Genomic DNA, 12,339 nt, shown 5'->3' on the forward strand with positions numbered 1-12,339 from the left:
TGTCGGGACCGTGTGCTAGTCGGGAATCTCGGCGTACATGTGACCGTCGAGCTCGGGGATCACTCGCCCCGCAGTGAGCGAAGCAACCAGGGCCGCAGTCGAATCGGCGTCCGGAACCGCGACGGTCAGTACCGCGGACGCGCCGTAGGAGGTGCCGACGACGACAACCCCGTGCCCGCGTAATTCCGATTCCACGCGACCGACCTCGGCGTGGTCGAGTTCGAGAGTCATGATCTCGCGTCGCTCCCGGGTCAGGAACATCGCACCGGCCAACGCCTCGGCCACCGCTCCGCCGTAGGCACGGGCCAGTCCTCCGGTGCCCAGCTTTGTTCCACCGAAATATCTGCTGACGACCGCGACGACGTTGGTCAGGTGATGCCCGCGCAGCACGTCGAGCATCGGTGTACCTGCCGTCCCGCTCGGTTCACCGTCGTCGTTGGACCGCTCGATGCGCGGATCCGGCGGCGACAAATCGACGATGAACGCCGAACAGTGATGTCCGGCAGCAGGATCGGCCTTGCGGGCCGCCTCGATCACAGCTCGCGCCTCTGCTTCCGTGGCCGCGCGATCGACGACCGCGAGAAACCTCGACTTCTTGACCTCGGTCTCGCACTCGACACGACCGGCGATGGTACGCAGTGGGATCACCCGGTCTCACTCATGCGGCAACACTGTCCACCACATCGTCTGCGGCTCGGACCAATTGGGCGTACATGCCGTCGTTCTCCAACAGGGATTCGTGGCTTCCGACCTCGCGAACGACGCCGTGATCGAGTACTGCGATGCTGTCCGCGGAGCGCACCGTGGACAGTCGATGCGCGATGAGGATGGTCGTTCGCCCGTTCATCAGGCCGTCGAGCGCGGTTTGCACTGCGCGTTCGGTGCGGTTGTCGAGGGCGCTGGTCGCTTCGTCGAGCACCAGGATCGGTGGATTGCGCAACACCGTTCGGGCAATGGCGATGCGTTGCTTCTCACCGCCCGAGAAGCGGTATCCGCGTTCGCCGACCATGGTGTCGTACCCGTCGTCGAGGCCGTCGATGAAGTCGTGGATCTGTGCCGTTCGGGCCGCCGCGAACATCTCCTCGTCGGTGGCGTCGGGTTTGGCGAATCGCAAGTTCTCTCGAATGGTGGCGTGGAACAGGTACGTCTCCTGAGAGACGACGCCGACCAGGTCGGCGATGGTCTCCGACGCCATCTCCCGCAGATCGATGCCGTCGATCGTCACCGATCCGGCCGTCGGATCATGCAGCCGCGCAACGAGATAGCCCAGAGTCGTCTTGCCGGACCCGGTTGCGCCGACGAGAGCGAGCGTGCTGCCTGCCGGGACCTCGAGGTCGATGCCGCTCAATGTCGGAACCGTTGCCGAGGTGTAGGTGAAGTCCACCGCGCGGAAGGCGACGTCTCCGCGGACGGACTCGCGCGGCAGCGCCACCGGATGGGCGGGCTCGGCCACGTCGATCGGCAGATCGAGGTACTCGAACACTCGCCCGAACAGGGCGAGCGAGGCCTGCACCTCGACGCCGGTGTTGAGCAATTGCATGGTGGGCCGGAACAATTGGGTCTGCAGAGCGGTGAACGCGACGAGAGTTCCGATCGTCAGTGCGCTCCCCTGCCCGATGGTGATGCCGGCGAACCAGTACACCAGGGCAGGCATGACGGCGAAGCTGATCTGGATCGTGGCCATGCGCCACTTCCCTGCCATCATCGCCGCGAGTTCGACGCCGGCGACCTCGTGGGATCGGTCGGCGAACTTCTCGGTCAACACCTGTGCGGAACCGGTGGTCTTGCCCAGCAGAATGCCGCTGACCGAGAGTGATTCCTCGATCTGCACCGACAGGTCGCTGAGCAGCTTCTGCCGTTTGGTGGAGATCTTGCGCCGCTCGTCGCCGATGCGGCGGGCGACACGGACGAAGACCGGCAGGATGATCAACGAGAACGTGGCGAGCTTCCAGTCGAGCAGGAAGAGTGCGACCACCGTCGCGGCAACGGTCGTCGCGTTCTGCGCGATGGACGTTGCGGTATTGGTGACCACCGATTGCATGCCGCCGATGTCGTTGGCGATGCGTGATTGCACCTCGCCGGTACGAGTGCGTGCGAAGAATCCGAGGGATTGGCGTTGCAGGTGTGAGTAGACCTGGACGCGTAGATCGTGCATGAGTCGCTGACCGACGCCGTTGGACATCCAGGTCTGCACGACGCCGAGAGTGTTGGTGGCGACTGCAACTGCGATCATGCCGAGTGCGATCAGGCTGACGAGCGTGACGTCGCGGTCGGGTATCGCATGATCGAGGAGTTCGCGGAGAAGCAAGGGGGACGCGAGCGCGATGATCGCGCTGACGACGATGATCGCGCTGACGACGGCGATCTTGCGGCGGTAGGGCGTGAACAGAGCCAGGACTCGGCGCACGGGTGCTGGATCGGACGCGAGGAGAGAACGTTCGGGTCGGCTTTCCAAGTAGACCTCCGTGGTAGCTGAAGTAATATGCAGAGGCTACCTCACTATGAGGTAGTGAGCAACCGTCGCTATGATCCCGTACATGGAAACCGGACACTCGCCCAACCTGAGCGAGCAGTTCATGGCCGTCGCGCGGCAGATCCGGCGCAGCCACATGACTGCGTTGGAACCGTTCGGCCTCAATCCCTCACAGAGTCGGGCTCTGCACGTGTTGGCGCGCGAGCCCGAGTCCATGCGACTACGCGATCTCGCCGAGCACCTGCGCATCGTCGCGCGATCGGCCACCGACATCGTCGACTCCCTCGAGGCGGCACACCTGGTGATCCGGCAACAGGATCCGAGCGATCGGCGAGCCGTCCTGGTCGAGCTGACCGACACCGGCCGCGCGCTGTTGGACAGAATCGACGACGCGCGCCGTCAGGTGTCGTCGGAAATGTTCGACGGCCTCGAGCCCGCGGAACGCGACGAACTGAACCGACTGTTGAGCAAGATCGCCGAGACCGGCTGAACCGGCCGAGTACTACTGCTCACCGGTCCGTTCGCGTCGTGCGAGCTCGGCGAACATCGCGTTGTGCGCGGCCAGGTCGGCATCGTGATCGCGCTCGGCGGCGCGGTCACTGCGCCTGGCATCTCGATCGTCGCTGCGGGTCCATTGGATCAGCAACGCCAGCATGACGAGCACCAGTGGAACCTCGCCCGTCGCCCAGGCGATTCCGCCGCCGAGCTTCTGATCTCCGAGCAGGTCGGAGTTCCAATCCAGCCCGAGCGTCCGGTAGAACCAGCCACCCATCACGGTGTTCATGCTCATCAGAGCCACTCCGAAGAAGGCATGGAACGGCAGCGATCCGAACACGACGGCGAGTTTGGTGACCGGAGCGATCTTGCGCGGAGACGGATCGACTCCGATGACGGTCCAGTAGAACAGGTAACCGCTGAGCACGAAGTGCAGGTTCATCAGCAGGTGCGCGCCGTGACTGTCCAGAACCGCCCCGAAGATTCCGCCGAGGTAGAGCACGTAGAAGCCGCCCACGAAGATCAGCGCCGCGACGAGCGGGTGGGTGACGAACTGCGAAAGTCGACTGTGCAGGCCCATCAGCAACCACTCGCGCATCCCGGGGACGCCGTCCTTGCCTGCCGCAGGCAGTACCCGCAATGCCAGCGTCAGCGCACCACCGAGCGCGAGCAGAACCGGCGCGAGCATCGAAAGCATCATGTGCCCGGTCATGTGCACGCTGAACACGGCCGTGGAGTAGCGACCGATTCCCGAGGACGTGCTGATCAGCAGTGTGAGGCAGCCCAGCACCCACGCGACGGTACGGCCGACGGGCCACGCGTCTCCGCGCAGCCGCAGACGCCGGACGCCGATCAGGTACACCACGGCCATGACGATTGCCGCGGTGCCGAAGATCAGATCGAAGCGCCAGTCCAGAGCCATGCGCGCGAACGTCGGCGGGCCACTGAGGTTGTACCCGAGTGCCGCTTCCGTGGTCGTGAGATTGGGGTCGATCTCGGCCGGCGGAGGTGTGCGGCCGAGCCCGACGGCCAGCCCGATGGTCGCAGCGAGGACCAGCACCTCGGCACCGGCGAATCGGAGCAGCGGCCCGCGGGCCGTGGGATCGGCGATCAGGGCCGGTAGGGCGCGGCGGCGCTGCATCCAGCCGAAGCCACCCAGCACGATCAGGGCGACGATCTTGCCCACGATCAGCAGGCCGTAGGTGGTGGTGAACAGGTCGGCGAGCGAAACCCGGACCAGGGCGTTGATGACGCCGCTGATGCCCATGACCACGAAACAGACTCCGGCGATCGTGGAGAATCGGCGAGCCGCGACATCGGCGTGTGCACCACGCCTGCGAACGTGCGCCAGCAGCGCGAACAGTCCGCCCGCCCAGAGCGACGCGGCCCCGAGGTGCAGGATCAAACTGTTGGTGGCGATGTCGTGCGAGCCGCCTGCCGAGGAGTGCCCGCTCAGCGCGATCGGCAGCAGCGTCGCGAGGGAGAACCCGAGCAGTGCGGGTGTCCAGGCCCACCGCAACACCGTGCGCGACGCAATGGCGAGCACAACGGCCATGATGGCGGTCCAGCGCCAGGCACTGGCGATCTCCACCTGGTCGAGCGCAATCCACAGGTTCGCCGGTTTGATGGCCTCGGCGAACGGCTGCCCCGAGGTGTCGGACAACGTCAAGGGCACCAGAAGCAGGGCGCAGACGGCCCAGATGATCGACGCCACCGAACCGGTCCGGACCGCGCGGTACCCGTCGACGTCGAGAATCCCGTTCTTCTGCGGCGGTACGAGGAACGCGGCCAGCAGAAAGGATCCGATGGCGATGACGGCGGCGATCTCGCCGATGGCCCTCAGCGCAGGCAGACCGTACGTGGTGGCCGGGCCCGGATCCGGGATTCCGAGCAATACCAGCGCATCGGAGGCGGAGAGCATCACGATGAGTGCGGCGACCACACCGGCGATGACGCCTGCGGTGGCGAACACCGTCGTCGTGGTCGACCGTGGATCGTCGTTCGTCGAACCGTCGTTCGCCCGGACATCGTCCGCCGGGAGTTCAGCGGTCGAGGGTTCGGGCTTCTCGAGATCCGGTGTTGCCATACCACCAGAGTAAGAGGTGATCGGGAGTACTCGAAACGCGAGTCCTACACAGCGTCGTACTTGTCCGTACTCACGGCCTCGCTCGCGTCGTGATGGATGCGGCCGTGTCGGGCGCGCAGCGGTTCACCGGTACCGCCCCAGCGGTGGGCGATGATCTCCGCTGCGATCGACACGGCCGTCTCCTGCGGGGTGCGCGCGCCGAGATCGAGACCGATCGGGCTGGCCAGACGAGTGAGTTCTGTCTCCGTCAGACCGCAAGCCCGCAACCGAGCCATGCGGTCGTCATGGGTTCGGCGCGATCCCATCGCGCCGACGAACGCCAGCGATGGAATGCGTAACGCCACCTCGAGCAGTGGCACGTCGAATTTGGGGTCGTGAGTCAACACACACACGACCGTCCGCTCGTCCACCTCCCCCGCCGCGAACTGTGCGGACAGATAGTCGTGCGGCCACGCGACCACGACCTGCTCGGCTGCGGGAAACCGCTGTGGAGTCGCGAAGACGGCCCGTGCGTCGCAGACCGTGACTCGGTACCCGAGGAATGCGCCCTGCTGCGCCACCGCGGCAGCGAAATCGATGGCTCCGAACACCAGCATCCGCGGCGGCGGAGCGTGGCTCGAGACGAACACATCCATCCCCTCGCCCCGTCGCTGGCCGTCGGGCCCGTAGGTCAGGACAGCCGAACGGCCCGCGGCGAGAAGCCCTTTCGCATCGTCGGCCACGGCAGCGTCGGCACGCTCACTGCCGAGCGAGCCTCGGGTACCCGATTCTCCGACGACGATCCTGCGGCCGAGCCGATCCGGATCGCCGTGCGCGACGACTGTCGCCATCGCCACGGGCACATTGGCGCGAACGTCCGCGACGAGGGCCTCGAATTCGGGAAACGTCTGTCGGGTGAGCACTTCGACGAACACGTCGAGTGTTCCGCCGCAGGTGAGCCCGACGGCGAACGCATCGTCGTCCGATACCCCGTATCGGGTGAGCACCGGAGCACCGGTACGCATGACGTCCTGCGCGAGTTCGTAGACCGCGCCTTCGACGCAGCCGCCCGAGACCGAACCGGCCACCGCACCGTCGGAACCGACGACCATGGACGCTCCGACCGGACGCGGCGCGGAATCGAAGGTGCGGACCACGGTCGCGACCGCTGCCACGTCGCCGGACTGCCAGGTGCGCAGCGCGTCGTCGAGGATGTCGTGCACAGCACCTCCTTCGACCTGGGGTCGGAACGATTCCGAAACCACCGCTTTCCCGCTGCGACCATCGCCCAACCCATGCCGGCGCGATCGGCGTATACGGAAAGGTACACTCGTCAACCGTGCTCGAGCGGGTCCGCCCGCACGTGCCAGCCTCCGTAGCTCAGGGGATAGAGCAAGGGCCTTCTAATCCCTTGGTCGCAGGTTCGAATCCTGCCGGGGGCACCCTCTGACCAGCAGAAACGTAAGTCCGTTCGGCTCACTGTGGTTGACTTCGCATAACGAAGGGTCACACGTGCATCAGCTCACTCTCGGAGTCCTCTCACGTTCGCGCAAGCCCGATGAGCGGCGACTACCGATTCACCCACTGCATTTCGATCGAATAGATGCCGATATCCGCGCCCGAATGTTCCTCGAATCCGGCTACGGCGAGCCGTTCGGAATTTCGGACGAGCACCTGGCCACCCAGGTGGCGGGCATTCGCACGCGCGACCAACTCATCGCCGAGTGCGATGTGATCCTGTTGCCCAAGCCCCAGGCCGAGGATCTCGCATCCTTGCGCCCAGGGCAGACACTGTGGGGCTGGCCGCACTGCGTACAGGACGAAGAACTCACCCAGATCGCCGTCGACCGCAAGCTGACGCTGATCGCCTTCGAGGCGATGAATCACTGGACCCACGAGGGCTCGTTCAATCTGCATGTGTTCCACAAGAACAACGAGTTGGCCGGCTACTGCTCGGTGCTGCACGCACTGCAGTTGATCGGGTCCACCGGTGATTACGGTCGCCGGTTGCGGGCTGCGGTCATCGGTTTCGGTGCCACCGCTCGCGGTGCGGTCACTGCACTCAATGCCCATGGCATTCACGATGTGGACGTTCTCACCCAGCGCGGCGTCACTGCGGTGAGTTCGCCGATCCACTCGGCCAACATCGTCAACTTCGATCTCGACGACGCCGATCCACGCCAGAGTCGGGCCCTCACCCCCGACGGCCGCGTACCACTGTCGAGCTTCCTCGCCGACCACGACGTCATCGTCAATTGCGTTCTGCAGGATACCAATTCACCACTGACATTCTTGACGAACCAGGACCTGCCGACTCTCGCGCCTGGCACCCTCGTGGTGGACGTCTCGTGCGACGAGGGCATGGGGTTCGAGTGGGCCAAGCCCACGTCGTTCGCCGATCCCATGTTCACCGTGGGCGACAACGTGCGCTACTACGCCGTCGACCACAGCCCCTCGTACCTGTGGAACTCTGCTACCTGGGAAATCAGCGAATCTCTGCTGCCGTACCTTCGGATCGTGCTCGACGGCCCCTCGGCGTGGAGTACCGATTCCACCATCGAGCGTTCGATCGAGATCAGGGGCGGCATCATCGTGAACCCGAATATCCTTGCCTTCCAACATCGCAGTGCGGAGTACCCGCACACCGCAGCGTGAACGAACCGCACGGCATGAGCATCACGTGGATCGAGGACGGTAGCGAGCGGACGTGTCGCTGGCAGTCGGAGAACGGCGCTCCCGCACCCCGCACGGTACGCATCGTCGACGATTCGACGACGGCAGACGTGGCATACAAGCTGGCCACGATCGGCGAGGCTCTGTTGTGGCGCGGCGATTACAACAATGCTCGGCAGCTGCTGTCGGCGATGACCCGGCGGGTACCAGCGGCCAAACAGACTTCCGACGCGTCACCTGCGGAGCAGTTTCATCTGCATCGTCAACATCAAGCCAGACGTGCCCGCGTGCTGGGAATGCTTCTGGTGGAACTCGATTCGAGCTTTGGACTCGACCTGGGCCGAGCTCCGGACGTCCGTGCAGCCGTAACAGAGGCGCTCGGCCCCGACGCCGCGCCGTGTGTGCTGTCGTTGCGCGAGCTACTCGGCATGGTCGGCGCACACGAATGGCGTCGCAAGGGTGTCTTCGTGCCGGCGCTGGATGCCTCGATCCACCCGCACTACGGCGTCTTCTCCCCCGTCCGCGGCGAGTACATCCAACTCGTCGCCGACGCACCGCTGCCGGACACGGACCGAGCGTTCGACATCGGCACCGGCTCGGGCGTTCTGGCGGCAGTGCTCGCCCGCCGCGGCGTGACCGCGGTGGTCGCGACCGACAAGGATCCGCGGTCGATCGCGTGCGCACGAGCCAACGTCGATGCTCTCGGATTCGCCGATCGGGTCGAGGTGGTGCAGGCCGACATCTTCCCGTCCGGGCGTGCGGGACTGATCGTGTGCAATCCGCCGTGGATTCCCACGAAACCCACGTCGGGCATCGAACATGCGGTGTACGACCCCGGGTCGCGAATGCTCAAGTCTTTCCTCAGTCGACTCCGCGGGCACCTGACGCCGAACGGTGAGGCGTGGCTGATCGTGTCCGACCTCGCCGAGCTGCTCGGATTGGTCACGCGCGCAGAATTTCTCGCCGCCATCGACGCGGCAGGCCTGGCCATCGTCGGCCGAACCGACACCACCCCGACGCACTCGCGCGTCACCGACAGCTCCGACGTGCTGCACGCGGCACGCTCACGCGAAACCACGTCACTGTGGCGGCTCCGCGCACGCTGACAGTGGGCACACGACAGCGCCGCCCGAGCAGTGCTCGGGCGGCGCTGATGGATCCGGTACTTCTTACCGTTCGCGGGTCTCGAACTCGCCGTTGATCACGGTGCCCAGCGGCGCGTCACGCTCCGCCTTCTTCGCCGCCTCACGCATTTCGATTCCGTCGGTGATCAGATCACCGATTTCACGAGTGACGTCGCGGACGGCTCCGGCGATGATCACCACGATCCGGCCGACGTGAGTCGCGGCCGATTCGGTGAACTCCTGCACGGTGTCCTTGTTGCGCTCGAACTTTCCTACCAACAGGACCGCCCCCTTCGAAGTCGTCACGCTGCGCTGGTCTTCTTACGCTCGACGATAACACCGGCCGGAGCCGCCGATCCCGTGAGCGAGTTGGGCAGGGCGAGCTTGAAGATCTTGCCCCACACGGTGCCGATCTGGTGGAAGAAGCCGCCGGTGTTGTACGGCAGGTCGTACTTCTCGCACAGAGCCTTGACCTCCGGCGCGATCTGCGGGTAGCGGTGCGCGGGCAGATCGGGGAACAGGTGGTGCTCGATCTGGTGCGAGAGGTTGCCCGACATGATGTGGAACAGCGGAGTTCCTTCGATGTTGGCCGATCCCAGCATCTGCCGCACGTACCATTCGCCGCGGCTCTCCTCGGCGGTCTCTTCCTTGCTGAAGGTCTGGACTCCGGTCGGAAAGTGGCCGCAGAAAATAATCGAGTAGGTCCACACGTTGCGGATGAGGTTGGCTGCGACGTTGCCGACCACGGTGGACGCGAAGAACGGGCCGGTCAGTGCGGGGAAGATCACGTAATCCTTGAGCGCCTGCTTGCCCGCCTTGCGCCACATGCCCTGCAGCAGCGGCTTGACGTCGTGCCACTTGCGCTTGCCCGCGACGATGTTCTCCGTCTCGAGGTCGTGCAGCATGACGCCCCACTCGAAGAACGTCATCAGCAGGAACGCGTACACCGGGTTGCCGAGGTAGTACGGATTCCACTTCTGGTCCTGATCCATCCGCAGGATGCCGTAACCGATGTCGCGGTCCATGCCGACGATGTTGGTGAACGTGTGGTGCATGTAGTTGTGCGAGTGCTTCCACTGGTCTGCCGGGCAGACGGTGTCCCACTCGAACACCTCGGAGTTGAGGCCGGGCTCACGCATCCAGTCGTACTGGCCGTGCATGACGTTGTGGCCGATCTCCATGTTGTCGAGAATCTTCGCCACTCCGAGGGCACCGACGCCTGCGAGCCATGCAGGCGGAAGGAAGGGCAGGTACATCAACGCGCGTCCGGCGACCTCGAGGCCGCGCTGCGCCTTGATGATCTTGTAGATGTATTCGCGGTCCTCGTCACCGAGCTTGGCGACGGTGCGGGCGCGCAGATCGTCGAGTTCGCGGCCGAGTTCCTCGACCTGTTCGTAGGTCAGCACGGTCGGCTGGTCCGGCAGGGTCTCGTCACGGCGGAAGGGCAGGACGGTGGTGGGCAGGATCGAGAGAATCGTTCCGAGCATCTGATGATCTCCAATTCGATCGGGTCGAGATGGGTCTTGGGGTTGTCGCTGTTCGAGGTGGATCTAGATGTCGATGTCGACGTCGCCCACGGCAACGGACACGCACAGCTGGATCTTCTTGTCCGATTCGGTGTCGGTCTCACCGGTCTTGATGTTCTTGGTGCAGCCGGACTTCTTCACCGAGGTGCAGGTGAAGCAGATACCCATCCGGCAGCCGTTGGCCGGTGAGAGTCCCGCTGCTTCGGCCTGTTCGAGCAGCGTCTCGCCGTCGTTCTCCGAGGACACGTCGCTGCCGGAGAACGTGGTGGTGCCGGTGACGTCGTCGCTGACGGTAGCGAACGAGGGTGTGAACTCCTCGAGGTGCAGCCGCTCGCCGAGACCTGCGTCATCGAAGTACGACGTCACGCTCTTCATCAGTCCGGGAGGTCCACACAGGAAGGTGTCGGCCTCGGCGAACCACGGGGCCACCGCATCGAGATGTTCCTGGCCGAAGAACCCGTGCAGGTCGCCGCCCGTCTTCTGCTCGGTGTACGCGAAGACGATGTTCACGTTCTCGTGCTCGGCGGCGATCTTCTCGAGGTCCTTCTTGTACGCGACGTCGTTCTCGGTGAACGCGTAGTGCAGGAAGGTCAGGTCGCTGCTGTACCCCTCGTCCAGCAGCGACCTGAGCATGGACAGCACCGGCGTGATACCGCTGCCACCGCTGATCAGCAACGTCTTTGCCGGGCGTGGTTGGGGAAGCTCGAACGTGCCGTCCGCCTGCGACAGGCTGACCACCAGGCCGACGTACGCGTTCTTGTGCAGGTACTGCGACACCAGACCCTCGGGATGCGCCTTGATCGTCAGTTCGATCCGGCCGTCCTTGCGGTACTGCGAGCACGCGGGCGAGTAGCAGCGGGTGTGGCGTACTCCGTCGATGACGACTCCGACCTGAACGAACTGGCCGGCCTTGAAACCCTTCCACTGACGCGTGGGACGGATGGTGAGCGTCAACGAGTCTTCGGTGGACCGGTGTATCTCGGTCACTTCGCCGCGAAGGTCACGAACGGTCGTCATCGGGTCGACGAGTTCGAGGTAACGATCGAGCGCGTGGGGTGTGGCCATGGCCTCGAACAGGGAAAGAAGCGAGAACTTGCGCGAACCCGAGGCCCGCGACGGACGTTCTTGAAGCGTCATTCCATCCTCCCTTACCGGATCGAAACCTACGACCCATTCAGTGAACGATTGTGCACTAACATGAGTGTGGCAGAGCGACACCGGTACCTGTCAACGTTTATGTGACCGCCGTTACAGAGCGAATCGACAGTTCTGCGGGTACCGGGGAGGAACCGGAAGGGAGATCACAGAGTGCGCGCCCATAAACTGGACGTTGTGACAGAACCGGGGACCCGCGCCGAGCGCAAGGAGCGCACGCGGCAAGCACTGATCGAGGGCACCCTGGACCTGCTCCGCGAGCGTTCCTTCGCCAGCGTCAGCCTCCGTGAGGTCGCTCGATCCGCCGGCATCGTCCCCACCGCGTTCTATCGACACTTCGCCTCGATGGAGGACCTCGGCGTCGCTCTCGTCGAGGACAGCATGCGGATGCTGCGACAGATGCTGCGCGACGCCCGACGCAACCCCAGCACCAAGACGGCGACCGAGTCCTTCGGCATCCTGGTTCGCCAGGTTCGCTCCCACGAGGATCAATTCCGCTTTCTCAGTCGCGAACGGTACGGCGGCGTGACCGGAGTGCGCCGCGCCTTCGCCACCGAACTACGACTGTTCGTCAGCGAGCTGACCATCGACCTGTCCCGCATGCCCGGTCTGGAGCGGTGGGACGTCGCCGATCTGGAGATGACCGCAGACCTGCTCGTCTCGACGATGCTCACTGCGGTGGTCGGCCTGTTGGAAATCGACAGACCGGGTAGTCAGAACGAGAAGGATCTGATCGAGCGGACCGAGAAGCAGATCCGCATGATCATGCTCGGGATGAGCCGATGGGAACCACGACGGGCTTGACCGTTCGAGAACGAGACGGCCGCG

General features: G+C 64.7%; 11 protein-coding genes and 1 tRNA gene. 5 read left to right on the forward strand and 7 right to left on the reverse strand.

The features are described from left to right. Nucleotides 1-15: 15 nt before the first annotated feature. Together R3P95_RS15230 and R3P95_RS15235 are read right to left on the reverse strand one after the other, a co-directional pair. Entirely contained in the window at nt 16-648 is a 633-nt protein-coding gene (locus R3P95_RS15230) for an IMPACT family protein (protein WP_317548702.1), read from the reverse strand. Nucleotides 649-658: 10 nt separating this feature from the next. Beyond that, the gene (locus tag R3P95_RS15235) at nt 659-2,407 is read right to left on the reverse strand and encodes an ABC transporter ATP-binding protein (protein ID WP_317548703.1); all 1,749 of its coding nucleotides are present in this window, start codon (nt 2,405-2,407) and stop codon (nt 659-661) included. 130 nt (nt 2,408-2,537) lie between these two features. Between R3P95_RS15235 and R3P95_RS15240 the strand changes: the two genes are divergently transcribed. Further along, nucleotides 2,538-2,963: a MarR family winged helix-turn-helix transcriptional regulator gene (locus tag R3P95_RS15240; RefSeq protein ID WP_317548704.1), complete on the forward strand. Its 426-nt coding sequence runs from the start codon at nt 2,538-2,540 to the stop codon at nt 2,961-2,963. A gap of 12 nt (nt 2,964-2,975) precedes the next feature. Here R3P95_RS15240 and R3P95_RS15245 read toward each other — a convergent pair whose 3' ends face one another. Both R3P95_RS15245 and R3P95_RS15250 read right to left on the reverse strand, forming a co-directional pair. Continuing rightward, complete coding sequence (locus R3P95_RS15245) at nt 2,976-4,889, reverse strand: cytochrome c oxidase assembly protein (RefSeq protein WP_255183252.1); 1,914 nt, start codon at nt 4,887-4,889, stop codon at nt 2,976-2,978. 209 nt (nt 4,890-5,098) lie between these two features. Continuing rightward, on the reverse strand, nt 5,099-6,256 hold the full coding sequence (locus tag R3P95_RS15250; RefSeq protein ID WP_317548706.1) for an XdhC family protein: 1,158 nt from the start codon (nt 6,254-6,256) through the stop codon (nt 5,099-5,101). Nucleotides 6,257-6,402: 146 nt separating this feature from the next. On the opposite strand from R3P95_RS15250, the gene R3P95_RS15255 reads away from it, so the two are divergent. The 3 genes from R3P95_RS15255 to R3P95_RS15265 all read left to right on the forward strand — a co-directional run bounded on the left by R3P95_RS15255 (nt 6,403) and on the right by R3P95_RS15265 (nt 8,812). Then, nucleotides 6,403-6,475 (forward strand) — tRNA-Arg (locus tag R3P95_RS15255). Between the two features lie 70 nt (nt 6,476-6,545). Further along, nucleotides 6,546-7,688 (forward strand): N(5)-(carboxyethyl)ornithine synthase, encoded by a 1,143-nt coding sequence (locus R3P95_RS15260; protein WP_149406282.1) that lies wholly within the window; start codon nt 6,546-6,548, stop codon nt 7,686-7,688. Nucleotides 7,689-7,702: 14 nt separating this feature from the next. Then, on the forward strand, nt 7,703-8,812 hold the full coding sequence (locus tag R3P95_RS15265) for a class I SAM-dependent methyltransferase (RefSeq protein ID WP_317548707.1): 1,110 nt from the start codon (nt 7,703-7,705) through the stop codon (nt 8,810-8,812). A 63-nt stretch (nt 8,813-8,875) separates the two neighbouring features. Here R3P95_RS15265 and R3P95_RS15270 read toward each other — a convergent pair whose 3' ends face one another. The 3 genes from R3P95_RS15270 to R3P95_RS15280 all read right to left on the reverse strand — a co-directional run bounded on the left by R3P95_RS15270 (nt 8,876) and on the right by R3P95_RS15280 (nt 11,493). Further along, nucleotides 8,876-9,109: a hypothetical protein gene (locus R3P95_RS15270; protein ID WP_032394788.1), complete on the reverse strand. Its 234-nt coding sequence runs from the start codon at nt 9,107-9,109 to the stop codon at nt 8,876-8,878. Nucleotides 9,110-9,132: 23 nt separating this feature from the next. Beyond that, complete coding sequence (locus tag R3P95_RS15275) at nt 9,133-10,317, reverse strand: fatty acid desaturase family protein (protein ID WP_068050025.1); 1,185 nt, start codon at nt 10,315-10,317, stop codon at nt 9,133-9,135. Nucleotides 10,318-10,380: 63 nt separating this feature from the next. Further along, the gene (locus R3P95_RS15280) at nt 10,381-11,493 is read right to left on the reverse strand and encodes a ferredoxin reductase (protein WP_317548708.1); all 1,113 of its coding nucleotides are present in this window, start codon (nt 11,491-11,493) and stop codon (nt 10,381-10,383) included. A gap of 195 nt (nt 11,494-11,688) precedes the next feature. On the opposite strand from R3P95_RS15280, the gene R3P95_RS15285 reads away from it, so the two are divergent. Further along, nucleotides 11,689-12,315, forward strand: a complete 627-nt coding sequence (locus R3P95_RS15285; protein WP_068050021.1) for a TetR family transcriptional regulator — start codon at nt 11,689-11,691, stop codon at nt 12,313-12,315. Nucleotides 12,316-12,339 lie beyond the last annotated feature (24 nt).

The sequence above is a fragment of the Rhodococcus cercidiphylli genome, assembly GCF_033042225.1.
Taxonomy (GTDB): domain Bacteria; phylum Actinomycetota; class Actinomycetes; order Mycobacteriales; family Mycobacteriaceae; genus Rhodococcoides.